This window comes from Nesterenkonia ebinurensis (assembly GCF_008711175.1).
GTDB lineage: Bacteria > Actinomycetota > Actinomycetes > Actinomycetales > Micrococcaceae > Nesterenkonia > Nesterenkonia ebinurensis.
Map to the genome: position 1 here is coordinate 95,768 of NZ_VWNF01000041.1, position 13,498 is coordinate 109,265.

The window sequence follows — 13,498 nt, forward strand, 5'->3', positions numbered from 1 at the left end:
CTGGGCCAACCCTCGCAATGGCGACCGGTAGGCTAGCGGAGTGAGTTCTGCACAGAGTGAACCTGTACGCCTCGAGGCCGGACCGCATACGGTCAGCTATTCGATCACCGTCCCTGCCCCCGCAGCGGAGATCTACGCGTTGTTGGCGAATCCACACCGGCACCATGAGATCGACGGTTCGCATACCGTCCAGGCCAGGGCCATCGGCGCCCATGAGCTCACCGAGGGCGCGCGGTTCAGTGTGCATATGCGCAAGTTCGGGTTGCCTTACCGGCTGCCGCTGCGGGTCACCCAAGCCCGTCGGCCAGCAGCCGGGGCCCAGGGCGTGATTGAGTGGCGCCAACCCACCGGTCACCGCTGGCGCTGGGAGTTTGAGGTCCTGTCAGAGAACGACGACGCCCTCAGCACTCTGGTAACCGAGTCCTTTGACACCGGGCAGCAGTTCCCGCCGGCCCGTGCCGCGATAAAGCTGGCTAAGGTGCTGCCGGCTAATGCCAAGAGCATTCAGGAGTCCCTGCGACGGGTAAGGCAGAAGTTCACATGACTTACGAGACCACCACTGCCTCTTCTGATGCTATGCCGTTGGTGAATCTACGCGACCTGGGTGGGATCCCGGTGGAGGGCGGACGTGTGAAGCCCGGAGTGCTGTGGCGCTCCGATGACCCGACCATCGCTCCTCGGGAGGAGATCTCCGCCTTGGCCCAGCAGGGGCTTTCCGCAGTTCTGGATCTGCGTTCCACCCCGGAGGTTGTGAGTTCCCCACACCGACTGACCGGCGAGCTGGGCGTGCGAGCGCATCATCTCCCCTTGGCCGAAACCGCAGTACATCCCCTGGCGATTGTGGAAGCTGCTCCAGCCATGCGCTCCCCGGTTGATGTGGGCCGCTGGTATGCGGGTCTGGTGCGCAGCCATATCCATGAGGTGGCCGAAGGCCTGCAGGTGATCGGTCAAGCCGAGGGAGGAGTGCTCTTCCACTGTGCAGCCGGCAAGGACCGCACCGGGATTCTGGCCGGGGTGGCACTGACTCTCTTAGGTGCTGACCGCAGTGAAATTGTGGCTGACTATGCCCGAACTCAGAAGAACCTCACCAAGATCTTTGAGCGGCTGAGGTACGCGGCCTATGCGCAGCCCAAGCATCCCGATGATGAGGGCGCCGCCCGCGCCCGCGCTTTCTTCTCCTCGAACCACCCGCTGCTGACCGCCGCTGAAGATTCGATGGATTCGATGCTCAGTGAACTGGGCGGCTCAGGAGGGATCCTGGACCTGCTGAAGCGTGAGACTGATCCGGATGAGCTTGCCGAGGAGCTGAACGCCAAGCTGGTGGAGTAGCCGATGTGCGGAACCGACTAGTTTTCCGCTACGATGTATCGGTCCTCGTATGAGGACAAACTTTGGAGACGTGACCGAGCGGCCGAAGGAGCCACCCTGGAATGGTGGTGCAGGGTTAATTCTCTGCCGAGGGTTCAAATCCCTCCGTCTCCGCCGTGTTCTGTCTCAGAACATTGGAAAGGCTCTGAACCCTTGGTTCGGGGCCTTTCCTGTTTCGTTTTATTGGGGTTGATATCCGCGTGTGGGGTCGAGGATGAAGTCACGTAAGACCTCTCCGGTGCGTTTATCAGCAACGATGATGTGGCGGTCTTTGACGATCTTGACCACGGGGGTTCCAGCGTGGGTTCGGCCGATGCCGATATGGCGCATCCGGCCGTCATAGCGGATGCTGAGTTTGCCGAATTTATCGACTCGATCGTGTAGGTAGCGGGTGGTGTCCTCAGGCAAGGGTGCAGGCGCGTCTTTGGGCGCTGAGGTGTAGGCCGCGTAGGGGGTGGCTTTGCGGGCTGTGTGGATGCGCTCGGTGTTATAGACCTCGGTGAAGCGGCCTAGTAGCTGGTTGAGCTCTGTGATGTTTCCTGGTGAGGACTGGGCGGTGATCCATTTCTTCAGGGTCTGCTGGAAGCGTTCGATCTTGCCCTGGGTCTGAGGGTGATTACCACGACCGTTGCGCTGTGCCACATCATGGGTGCGTAGCAGCTTCTCGAACCGGTTAGACCCACCACGGAACCGGGTGGTGTAGACCAGTCCGTTATCGGTCAGGGTCGCTGCAGGGTGCCCGTAGGCCCGTGCAGCGGCGGTAAAAGACGAGACCACGGTATTGACGCTCACCCGGGTATGAGCCTGGATGTGCAGGATCATCCTCGAGTAGTCATCGAGCCAGGTAATCACCTCCGCCCTAGACTCATCAGCGAGCAGGATTTTGGTGACATCAGATTGCCAGCACCCATTAGGCAGTTCAGCCTCAAACCGGATCAGAGAGGCTTTGGGACGTTTCTTCGGCTCCGGGGTCACCAGGCCCTGCCGGGCCAGTATCCGGTTAATGCTGGCTCGGGATGGCAGCTGGTCTCTGAAGACCCCAGCGGCCAGGTGATCAGTAATGGTGGCTGCCCCTGCATCCAGACCCGCAGTGACCAAGCTAGAACGGATCCGCACGATCTCAGCAATCACCTCAGCAGACACAGCCGCAGGGTGAGACCTCGGCCCTCTGGACTTGGCGTAGAACGCCGCATCGCCTTCTCTAGCCCACTGTCTCAATAGCTTGGAAACCATCGACTCTGAGACCCCATAAGCCCACGCTGCCTGAGCCTGAGACATCGTGCCGCTATTGATCGCCTGGATGATCTGTCTGCGCTTGGTCATCGACCATCATCAGCCACCCCTAGCCTTGATGATGTATTGAGACATCCCTTGACGATCTATTGAGCCACAACACCCCCGCCTCCGCCAGTGAAGTGTCAAGACATCGGAAACACCTCGAACCCTCAGGTTCGGGGTGTTTTTCGTTGTGGCCCGTAGTTGCGTATGGGGTCAAGGACGGAGTCTGTGTCGATCTCTCCGGTGCGTTAGCCAGCGACGGCGACATGACGGCCTCTGACGATTAACACGGTGATCGCAAAGACAGTGCTGCTAAACCCCATAGTATTCCCGGTTGCAAAGCCTCTACAGGCTAAGTGCTCACGCTGATCCAGATGATCACTGACATTCCTAGGTATACGCGATCGTGACAAGATAACAGCAATCGTTACATTATTTGCAATAATTCACCTTGCATTGCGTTCGCAAAGAATCTAACGTCGTATCCAGATGTCCCATGAGCGACATCAGAACACAACGCTGACACCTATCCACGCAAGGAGCGAGGACCATGAACGGCACAGCACAAACCACCGCAACACTCGCCCGGCCCACGCTGCGCCGGACCCCAGTGCGCGCGCTGACTGCGCTGAGCATCGGAGCAGCAGCAGCCCTGATAGCTGCACCGGCAGCCCACTCCCAGGCAGAGGAGATTCCCTTCGACCTGCATGGGACCGTAGATGGTGGCGACGTAACCGTCGAATGGGATGACATCGCAGAAGCCGAGGAGTTCATCTTCACTGTGAGTATGGCCGGTACTGACGGGGTCTTCATCGAAGAAACCTTCACCACCAGTCCAGCCAGCTTCAACGTGGCCGACATCCCCGTAGAGGGCTACGAGCTCTCCGACTACGTGGACTACCTGCTGGCCGTCAACGTCTCCGGCCAGTTCCCCGGTGAGGATACCTACTACGCCTATGAACAGGCCTATTTCAGCGTGATGCAGGATGAACAGGGCGAATGGACCATCGGCGCACCTGACGCTGAAGCTGACTCCAACTGGACTGGAATGACCCAGGAGGAGATGGACGCCCATTTCGAGGCACACTTCACCGTAATCGGAGACGACTCTGGTGAACCGGAGCCTGAGGGCCCCAGCATCGAGGACTTCAGCGCTGAGCAGGAGAACTCCATCTTCCTCTACACCGAAGGCGGACCCGCCGCGCGCGGCGTCGAAGCCCTTGTCACCCTCAATACTGAGACCAGCTATCTCAACGAAGAGCTGGATCTCTATCTGCTGCCGCAGCAGGGCAGCACCAGTGAGACAGTGGCTCTCGGCACTGACCTGGTGGAGGAGCACTACACCGTCAACATCCACCAAGAGAACGTGCAGGTTGACCACACTGCCCAGATCAGGCTTGATGAGTCGCTGGCGCCTGGTCAATACTGGCTGGTGGCCTACACCAGCAGCGGAGAGCCGGTCGGCTGGCACAACCTGGAGATCGGCGAAGACGATTTCTCAGATGTAGAGGAGTACCAAGGCGACCAGAAGACCCGGACCCCCGAGGAACTCCATGAGAGTCTGTCCGCTCTGGCTGAAACCGGTGAGGGCCAGCAACTGCTGGAGATCCTATGTGCCGATCCTGCCTATGGATACCTCTGTGACGACCAGGGCGGCGAACCAGGCCCGAGCGAGTCTCCCAACCTCACTGAAGATCCCACTGAAGCCGCATCTCCCTCCGCTCTGCCCAGCGAAACACCTGAGGCTGAGCCGGCCAGTCACACCCAACGCCTGGCCGACACCGGCTTCGGTGTGCTTATTCTGGGCCTGGTGGCGGCCGGACTGCTCACCACCGGGATCTTCCTCGCCCTGCGCAGCCGGGATAATGGGCATAACGCATAGAGGCGCACAAGAGACTAGGAGTAATCTGCTATGACAGTGCTGGTTCCGCAGGCGGGGAAACCCCATTCAACTCCCGACCGGCTACAGTGGCACCGGCCTTCACGCCTAAAGCCGCGACTACTTCCCGCCCTCGGGGTGGCCGGCACCCTGGCGCTGGTCACCCCGGCGGGAGCCTACGCCTCCCCTGATCCTGATGCGCTCTCCGAACAGACCTATGGCGGGCTCAACCTGGGCGAGGGGGTGGGCACCTTCCCGCTGGACTCCACCTTTGACCTCATGCTGTTGTCCGAGGACTATGACATCCCAGAGTCAGTAGAGGTCTGGGCGCTCTCCCCCGAGGGTGATGAGATCCTTATCGGCTCAGGTGCCACCGAGTCGAGCACTTACCAGAATCCAGGCTCCGAGACCTATCCGGAGGTGGAGGTGGAGCTGATCGAGGTAGAGCTGCCCAGCGCTGAGGTCACTGCCTCCGACTGGTACGCCTTCGTCGCAGTGGACGAGGACAGCGGCGATCTGGTCACCTGGCAGACCTATCCGGTGCTGCTCGAGGGGGACGACCGTTCCTTCGACGGCGATGAGCTCTACGAGATCTGGCCGGCTCCGGATCCGCAGGACCGCACCAGTCCCAGCAGCACCGCCCCCACCGTAGATGTGCTCACTGAGGATACCTACGGGCTGGTGGGAATCCATCAGGATGATGCGCTGCTGCCCCTGGATGAAGAGTTCACCGTGGAGGTTCAGGCAGACGTCTATGCAGACCTGTGGCTGCTTCCCCCGAGCAGCGGAGAGGAGGCCATCTTCCTCCCGGCCCGTGTTGCCGAGAGCAGCGATGACCGCATCCAGTGGAATACGCAGATCGGCAGTGAGGATATCGATTACACCGGCATCTACGGCCTGGTCTACGTCTACGGTGATGAGGTACTGGGCTGGGCTCCTTTCGGAATCACCTTGGACGGGGAGCCCCTGGACGCCGGGCTGCCGGGTGTCCATGCCACAGAGGACGGGTTCGCCGATCGGAGCATCTGGCCAGTGCCAGACTCTGTTCCCGGCCCTGAGGAGGCTGAGCGGGCGGAAGAAGATGATGATGACGCCGGCGAGGATGAGACAGCAGAGGCCACCGAAGAGCCGGCCCCAACACAGGAGCCGGAGGAAGGTTCTGATGAGACTGAGCCGGCCGAAACCGATCAGGCCTCAGACACCAATGGAATCAACGGCTGGGTGGTCGTGCTGGCGATCGCCGGCGGCGCCCTGATCGCCGCCGGAATCGCCTACCTCATCGGCAACCGCCGCAAAATTACCTGACGGATCAGCCTCTGGCTGAGGGGGAGACCGTGGCATCGACGCGCTGGAAGGACTTAAGGTCCACGTAGCCGCAGGAGGCCATCGCATGGCGCAGCCCGCCCATGAGATTGGATGATCCGTCGGTGTGGTGGCCAGGGCCCAGCAGCACCTCCTCCAGCGAGGCCACAGTACCCACCTTGGTGCGATGGCCCCTGGGGAAGTTCGGATGCACTGCTTCCAGGCCCCAGTGCCACCCGCTGCCCGGTGCTTCCTCGGCCCGGGCCAGGGTGGCGCCCAGCATCACGGCGTCGGCACCCATGGCCAGCGCCTTGACGATGTCTCCGGATGAGCCGAGACCGCCATCGGCGATCACGTGGACGTACCGTCCGCCGGACTCGTCGAGATAGTCACGCCGGGCTGCGGCGATGTCACTGATGGCGGTGGCCATCGGAACCCTGATGCCTAGGGCGCGGTGCGTCGTGGTCGCGCTCCCGCCACCGAAGCCCACCAGCACTCCTGCCGCACCAGTGCGCATCAGATGCAGGGCTGGGGTGTAGCCGGCGGCACCTCCCACGATGACCGGCACGTCGAGCTCGTAGATGAACTCCTTGAGGTTCAGCGGGTCCTCGGTCTCAGAGACATGCTCAGCAGAGACCGTGGTGCCACGGATGACGAACATGTCTACCCCGGCATCAATCACCGTCTGGTAGAACTCCTGGGTGTTCTGCGGGGTCAGCGAACCGGAGACCACCACTCCGGCCTCACGGATCTCTGCCAACCGCTGAGTGATCAGCTCCGCTTTGATCGGCTCAGCGTAGAACTCCTGCATCCGCCGTGTGTTGGTCGGGGATATCTCCTGGCTCTCCAAGTGGGCGATCTCTTCGAAGACCGGCTCGGGGTTCTCGTAGCGGGTCCAGAGGCCTTCAAGGTTGAGCACCCCGAGACCGCCGAGCCTTCCCAGGGCAATGGCGGTGGCCGGGGACATCACCGAATCCATCGGGGCGCCGATCACCGGCATGGTGAAGGTGTAGGCGTCGATCTGCCAGTCCAGGGAGACGTCCTGCGGGCTGCGGGTCCGCCGAGAGGGGGTGATGTTGACGTCGTCCAGTGCCCAGGCTCGGCGACCTGTCTTGGCGAGTCCGATCTGGATCTCATTCACAGTGAGGCTCCTCAGCGGCCGCGGTAGTTGGGGGCCTCGACGGTCATCATCACATCATGAGGGTGGGACTCCTTCAGCCCCGCGGAAGTGATCCGCACGAACTTTCCCTTGGCCTTGAGCTCATCAATGGTGTGCGCCCCCACGTAGAACATGGTCTGGCGTAGCCCGCCGGTGAGCTGGTGCAGCACTGCTGACAGCGGCCCGCGGTAGGGCACCTGACCCTCAATGCCCTCTGGAATGAGTTGCTCGTCATCGGGCACATCGGCCTGGAAGTAGCGGTCCTTGGAGTAGCTGGTGTTCTTACCCCGGCTCTGCATCGCGCCCAAGGATCCCATGCCGCGGTAGGCCTTGAACTGCTTGCCGTTGTAGAAGACCAAGTCCCCTGGGGCTTCGGCCGCGCCGGCCAGCTGAGAGCCGGTCATCACCGCATCAGCTCCGGCGACCAAGGCCTTGCCGATGTCCCCGGGGTGCTGCAGCCCGCCGTCGGCGATCACCGGCACACCAGCTGGGATCGCCGCCTTGGCCGATTCGTGGATGGCCGTGACCTGAGGTACCCCCACTCCCGCCACCACTCGGGTGGTGCAGATGGTGCCGGGACCGACGCCGACCTTGATCGCGTCCGCACCTGCCTCCACCAGGGCCGCCGCACCTTGCTTGGTGGCGGCCTGGCCACCGATGATGTCCACACCCTGGGCCGCGGGGTCAGCCTTGAGCTTGGCGATCATGTCCAACACCCCGCGGGTATGGCCGTTGGCGGTGTCGACCACCAACACGTCAACTCCAGCATCCACCAGAGCCATCGCCCGCTGGTAGCCGTCACCGAAGAAGCCGACAGCCGCACCGACCCGCAGCCTACCCTCGTCATCCTTGGTGGCCTGTGGGTACTTATCGGCCTTATCGAAATCCTTGATGGTGATCAGCCCGGTGAGCTTGCCGGAGTCGTCCACCAGCGGCAGCTTCTCCACCCGGTGCTCGCTGAAGATCTTCAGCACCTCGGCATTAGGGATACCTTCTTTGGCGGTGATCAGCGGGGCACGGGTCATCTTCTCGTGCACCTTGATGGTGGTGTACTCGGCGTCCGGGATGAACCGGATATCGCGGTTGGTGATGATGCCCAGCAAGGTGCCGGCCTCGTCCACCACCGGCAGCCCGGAGATCCGGTAGTGCGCGCAGATGTCGTCGAGCTCAGCAATCGTGGCTTCAGGGCTGATCGTCACCGGGTCAGTGATCATGCCTGACTCAGAGCGTTTAACCTGGTCCACCTGCTTGGCCTGCTCATCGATGGAGAGGTTGCGGTGGATGATCCCGATCCCGCCCAGCCGTGCCAACCCGATGGCCATCGGTGCCTCGGTGACAGTGTCCATGGCGGCAGAGACCACCGGGGCGTTCAGCCGGATATTGCGGGTCAGCTGAGTGGAGGTGTCCGCCTCAGAGGGGAGCACATCGGTCTCCCCGGGGAGCAGCAGAACATCGTCATAGGTCAGACCGACCAGGGCGAAGGGGTCGTGCCCCTCGTCATGGGTGTGGCTCAAAGCTAGGGCCTCTCAACTTCTTGTGCGGTGACGGGTCAGGCAAGTAACAACCAGTCTACTGGCAGTGAAATTCCGGGGCACCCGCGGTGACCGGGGCGTCGTCGTTCTGGTGAATATGAACTTATATGAACTTTTTCCTGCGGAGCCTGAAGATATTGCCGCATAGTGGTGAGTGCACTGCACCGATTGCGAAAGGCTTCCCTGATGAGCACCGAAGACAGCACCCCGGCCGGGGACACTCCAACCCAGGCCACATCCAACTCCGGGCTGAAAACCGGAATCGCCATTGTGGCAGTGGCCGCACTGGCCGGTACCGCAGGCTTCGTAGTGGCTAACTCCACCGGTGACTCCGCGGACACCGGCACCACAACCTCCGACGGCGACGGCGCCACAGCAGGAGAGTCCGCCACCACCGTCACCTCGGTCAACATCCCTGGCGAGAACCGGGGGTACGACGACGTCCACACCGACGAGCCGCTGGTGGACACCGACTGGCTCGCCGAGCGGATCGATGAGGGTGACCTCTACGAGCAGGGCATCGTGCTGCTGGACGTCTCCGAGGAGTTGGCCAGCTCTGAACTGACCCCTTACTCCGAGGCGCATATCCCGCAGGCCCAGTACGTGAACTGGACCACCGAGTTCACCCAGGAGAACACCCGGGAGTTCATCGACCAGGATCAGTTCACCGAGTTGGCTCAGCGTCTGGGCATCGAGGACGACACCACTGTGGTGATCTACGGTGACAACAACAACTGGTTCGCCGCCTACGCCGCCTGGGTGTTCAACCTCTACGGTGTGGAGGACGTCAAGCTGCTCGACGGCGGCCTGCACAAGTGGGAGGTCTACGACGGTCGCGAACTGGTCGAGGAAGTGCCCTCCGTGCCTGAGGGCAGCTTCGAGGCCCAGCCGCAGAACCACGATATCCGCGCCTTCCAGCCTGAGGTGTTAGAGGTTGCCGAGGCCAATGCCGCCGCTGACGGCGAGGTCGTGGGTGACTACAACCTGGTGGATATCCGCTTCCAGGACGAGTACGACGGAGAGGTGGGCGTCAACGCCGAGATCTTCGAGGGCGAAGGCGCCTCCATCTGGGGCCATATCCCCGGCGCGGTCAACGTCCCGTGGGGCTCCATTGTGGACTCTGAGACCGGCGAGTTCCTGCCCGCTGACGAGATCCGGGCTATCTATGAGGAGGCCGGGGTCGATTTCGACAAGCCGATCATCGCCTACTGCCGGATCGGTGAGCGTGCCTCCCACACCTGGTACGCGCTGAGCCAGGTTCTGGGCGAGGACGTCAAGGTCTACGACGGCTCCTGGTCTGAGTGGGGCAACTCCGTGGGTGTTCCGGTGGCGAATAACACCGGCGAGCGCGGCGGAGTCTGGGGCGGCAACTGAGCTGCTCTCATAACTGAGTAACCTAGTGGGCCGGACCTGAGTCTCAGGTCCGGCCCACATCTGTGAATGAGGATCTGGTAAATGACAGTAGAAGTGAAGGCTGATCGTGAACTCGGCTGGACCCGCGGAGATACGATCCGCACCTCGCTTGCAGTGACTGTGGCCGCGGTGCTTTTGGGGCTTGCCTGGTACCTGGCGGCCACTGGCGGTGAGGGGCTGGGCGGTTCCAACGCCGCACTGATGCTGCTGGTCGGAGCCGGACTGGGCATCCTCTTTGAACGCGGCAGGTACTGCTTCTTCTGTGTGTTCCGTGACCTGTTCGAGAAGAAGGACAGCCGCGGGATGTACGCCATCCTGGTCTCCATCGCAGTAGGCATGATCGGCTACGCGGTGATCTTCTCCACCCGCATCCCCACCCCCACCGCAGACAACACTCCCTCTGACGCGCATATTGCACCAGTCTCGATCGCGCTGGTGATCGCCGGGCTGGCTTTCGGACTGGGCATGGTGATCTCCGGGGGCTGCATCGCCGGGCACCTGTACCGGCTGCCCGAGGGGCATCTTCGCTCCATACCCGCCCTGGGCGGTGTGGTACTCGGCTTCGGCGCGGGGTTCCTCAGTTGGGACTTCATGTACTCCAGCTTTATCCTCGGCGCGCCGGTGCCCTGGCTTCCGGCGGGCAATGGATACACCATCGCCGTGCTGGTGCAGCTGGGTGTGCTGGTGGGGATCGGCTGGTGGCTGCTGCGCTGGAACCCGCCCGTGGCCGGCCGTGGGGACCGGGTGGTGGATGCCACCGAGGTGCGGCGCCTGGTGTTCTTCAAACGCTGGCCGGCCCTGATGACCGGGGTCGCGGTGGGTCTGCTGGCAATCCTGGCCTATTACAAGGACGTGCCCTTGGGCGTGACCTCTCAGATCTCTTCGCTGACCCGCACCGGAATGACCGAGGCCGGGATGCTGCCGCACTTCATGCCCGGACTCGACGAACGTTTGGCCGGCTGTGTTGCCGTGGTGGTGCACACCATCACCACCAATGGCTGGCTGATCCTGGGCATCATGCTGGCCTCGCTGGCCGCAGCACTGCCCGGGCGCCGGGTGCGGCTGGAGAAGACCACCACCTTCAACTCAGCCACAGCCCTGCTGGGCGGGGTGCTTCTGGGCTGGGGCGCGATGATCGGGCTGGGCTGCACTATCGGCGTGCTGCTCTCCGGCACCCATGCCTTTGCGCTCTCCGGCTGGGTCTTCGGTACAGCCGTGGTGGTGGCTGCCGGTCTCGCCTTCCGGCTCGGCCTGCACCGCAAAGCCGCGCCGGGCGTTTTCCCCGGCGGTAGATGACACTCTAATTAGCACTCTGCTTGATTGAGTGCTAACTGGCGTTCTATAGTTCTACTTAGCACTCGGCACCACCGGGTGCTAATGCTCTGGGCCGTCAACCCGGGGCTGATGAAACGCCTAACGGAACTCACCGGCTCCCGCGACACGGTGGCTCCCAAGGCGAGCAACAAGAAAAGCCGGGTGCGGCGTCGTCGTCCCGGTAAGCCCAAGAGAAGATTCAACTTCAGCAAAGGAGAGAGCTGACGTGTCAGTCTCCATCAAGCCCCTCGAGGATCGTATTGTTGTCCGCCCCCTGGAGGCCGAGCAGACCACCGCATCCGGCCTGGTCATCCCGGACACCGCTAAGGAAAAGCCGCAGGAGGGCGAGGTCGTGGCCGTAGGCCCCGGCAAGGTCTCCGACGCCGGTGAGCGCCTGCCCGTAGACGTCGCCGAAGGTGACGTGGTCATCTACTCCAAGTTCGGCGGCACCGAGGTCAAGGTCGGCGGCGAGGAGTACCTGGTGCTCAACGCCCGCGACGTCCTGGCCAAGGTCGAGAAGTAAACCACTTTCACGCTCGACTTATCTCAAGGAGTAAGAACCTATGGCTAAAGAGCTTCTGTACGATGATGCCGCCCGCAAGGCGCTTGAGGCCGGCATCAACAAGCTCGCCGACACCGTCAAGGTCACCCTGGGCCCCAAGGGCCGCAATGTGGTGCTCGACAAGTCCTGGGGTGCACCCACCATCACCAACGACGGCGTGACCATCGCCCGTGAGGTGGAGGTTGAGGACCCCTACGAGAACCTCGGCGCACAGCTGGCCAAAGAGGTCGCCACCAAGACCAACGACGTCGCCGGCGACGGCACCACCACCGCTACCGTACTTGCCCAGGCCCTGGTCAAGGAAGGTCTGCGCAACGTGGCGGCCGGAGCTGCCCCCAGTGAAATCAAGCGCGGTATCGAGGTGGCCGTTGACGCGGTGACTCGTCGCCTGCGCGAGAATGCCCGGGAGGTCTCCGGTCAGCAGGAGGTCGCCTATGTGGGTGCCATCTCCGCCCAGAACGACGAGGTCGGCGAGCTGCTCGCCCGCGCCTTCGACACCGTGGGCGCAGAGGGTGTCATCACCATCGAGGAGGGCTCCACCACCTCCACCGAACTCGATGTCACCGAGGGTATGCAGTTCGACAAGGGCTTCCTCTCCCCGCACTTCGTCACCGACGCTGAGCGTCAGGAGGCTGTGCTGGAGGACCCGCTGATCCTGATCCACCAGGGCAAGATCTCCAATATGCAGGAGTTCCTGCCGGTGCTGGAGAAGGTGCTGCAGGCCAAGAAGCCGCTGTTCATCATCGCTGAGGATGTGGAGGGCGAGGCGCTGTCCACCCTGGTGGTGAACAAGCTGCGCGGCACACTGAACGCCGTGGCAGTGAAGGCCCCCGGCTTCGGCGACCGCCGCAAGGCCATGCTGGAGGATATCGCCACTCTGACCGGTGCCACTGTGATCACCCAGGACTTGGGTCTGAAGCTGGACCAGGTTGGCCTGGATGATCTGGGTACCGCCCGCCGGGTGACCGTCACCAAGGACGAGACCACCATTGTGGACGGTGCCGGCACCAAGGATGCAGTGGAGGGCCGGGTCGCTCAGATCAAGGCTCAGATCGAGACCACCGACTCTGAGTGGGACCGTGAGAAGCTGCAGGAGCGGCTGGCCAAGCTGGCCGGCGGTGTGGCTGTGATCCGCGTGGGCGCTGCTACTGAGGTGGAGCTCAAGGAGCGCAAGCACCGCATCGAGGACGCCGTCTCCTCCACCCGCGCTGCTCTCGAGGAGGGCATCGTGGCCGGCGGCGGCACCGCGCTGATCAACGCGCTGTCCGTACTGGACCAGGACGCTGAGGTCAAGGCACTGACCGGCGACGCTGCAGCCGCAGTGGGCATCGTCAAGCGCGCCCTGATTCAGCCGCTGCGCTGGATCGCCCAGAACGCCGGCGAGGACGGCTTCGTGGTTGCCTCCAAGGTGGCCGAGCTGGAGCCCAACCACGGCTTCAACGCCAAGACCGGCATCTACGGCGATCTGATCAACGACGGTGTGATCGACCCGGTGAAGGTGACCCGCTCTGCACTGCAGAACGCGGCCTCCATCGCCGCCCTGGTCCTGACCACCGAGACCCTCGTGGTTGAGAAGAAGGATGATCCCGAAGACGACTGATCTTCTGATCACTGCCTGACTCACCTTCGCGAGGCCCCGTCCAGCAGCACGCTGGGCGGGGCCTCATCGGTATCTGCTGTGGAAAGATAGA

Annotated in this window: 11 protein-coding genes and 1 tRNA gene; 9 read left to right on the forward strand and 3 right to left on the reverse strand. The window is 62.7% G+C overall.

Annotation, left to right across the window (positions count from 1 at the left end):
* Positions 1-40: 40 nt before the first annotated feature.
* The 3 genes from F0311_RS11730 to F0311_RS11740 all read left to right on the forward strand — a co-directional run bounded on the left by F0311_RS11730 (position 41) and on the right by F0311_RS11740 (position 1,482).
* Complete coding sequence (locus F0311_RS11730; protein ID WP_150462125.1) at positions 41-544, forward strand: SRPBCC family protein; 504 nt, start codon at positions 41-43, stop codon at positions 542-544.
* Positions 541-1,329, forward strand: a complete 789-nt coding sequence (locus F0311_RS11735; RefSeq protein WP_150462126.1) for a tyrosine-protein phosphatase — start codon at positions 541-543, stop codon at positions 1,327-1,329. The genes F0311_RS11730 and F0311_RS11735 overlap by 4 nt, the downstream gene beginning before the upstream one ends.
* A 64-nt stretch (positions 1,330-1,393) precedes the next feature.
* Positions 1,394-1,482, forward strand: a tRNA-Ser gene (locus F0311_RS11740).
* Positions 1,483-1,548: 66 nt separating this feature from the next.
* On the opposite strand, the gene F0311_RS11745 is transcribed toward F0311_RS11740, so the two are convergent.
* Positions 1,549-2,691 carry a DDE-type integrase/transposase/recombinase gene (locus F0311_RS11745; RefSeq protein WP_150462127.1) on the reverse strand — a complete coding sequence of 381 codons (1,143 nt, stop codon included), beginning with the start codon at positions 2,689-2,691 and terminating at the stop codon, positions 1,549-1,551.
* A gap of 505 nt (positions 2,692-3,196) precedes the next feature.
* Here F0311_RS11745 and F0311_RS11750 point away from each other — a divergent pair.
* On the forward strand, positions 3,197-4,528 hold the full coding sequence (locus F0311_RS11750; RefSeq protein WP_150462128.1) for a DUF1206 domain-containing protein: 1,332 nt from the start codon (positions 3,197-3,199) through the stop codon (positions 4,526-4,528).
* Positions 4,529-4,558: 30 nt separating this feature from the next.
* Complete coding sequence (locus tag F0311_RS11755) at positions 4,559-5,830, forward strand: hypothetical protein (protein ID WP_150462129.1); 1,272 nt, start codon at positions 4,559-4,561, stop codon at positions 5,828-5,830.
* A gap of 4 nt (positions 5,831-5,834) precedes the next feature.
* On the opposite strand, the gene F0311_RS11760 is transcribed toward F0311_RS11755, so the two are convergent.
* Both F0311_RS11760 and guaB read right to left on the reverse strand, forming a co-directional pair.
* Positions 5,835-6,968 (reverse strand): GuaB3 family IMP dehydrogenase-related protein, encoded by a 1,134-nt coding sequence (locus F0311_RS11760; protein ID WP_150462130.1) that lies wholly within the window; start codon positions 6,966-6,968, stop codon positions 5,835-5,837.
* A gap of 11 nt (positions 6,969-6,979) precedes the next feature.
* Entirely contained in the window at positions 6,980-8,500 is a 1,521-nt protein-coding gene (gene guaB / locus F0311_RS11765; RefSeq protein WP_150462131.1) for an IMP dehydrogenase, read from the reverse strand.
* 204 nt (positions 8,501-8,704) lie between these two features.
* Here guaB and F0311_RS11770 point away from each other — a divergent pair, with 204 nt between their 5' ends.
* The 4 genes from F0311_RS11770 to groL all read left to right on the forward strand — a co-directional run bounded on the left by F0311_RS11770 (position 8,705) and on the right by groL (position 13,407).
* Positions 8,705-9,892, forward strand: a complete 1,188-nt coding sequence (locus tag F0311_RS11770; RefSeq protein ID WP_150462132.1) for a sulfurtransferase — start codon at positions 8,705-8,707, stop codon at positions 9,890-9,892.
* Positions 9,893-9,973: 81 nt separating this feature from the next.
* Positions 9,974-11,227, forward strand: a complete 1,254-nt coding sequence (locus tag F0311_RS11775) for a YeeE/YedE family protein (RefSeq protein ID WP_150462133.1) — start codon at positions 9,974-9,976, stop codon at positions 11,225-11,227.
* Positions 11,228-11,471: 244 nt separating this feature from the next.
* Positions 11,472-11,768, forward strand: a complete 297-nt coding sequence (gene groES / locus F0311_RS11780; protein ID WP_119901963.1) for a co-chaperone GroES — start codon at positions 11,472-11,474, stop codon at positions 11,766-11,768.
* A gap of 40 nt (positions 11,769-11,808) precedes the next feature.
* Positions 11,809-13,407, forward strand: a complete 1,599-nt coding sequence (gene groL / locus F0311_RS11785; RefSeq protein ID WP_150462134.1) for a chaperonin GroEL — start codon at positions 11,809-11,811, stop codon at positions 13,405-13,407.
* Positions 13,408-13,498: the final 91 nt, after the last annotated feature.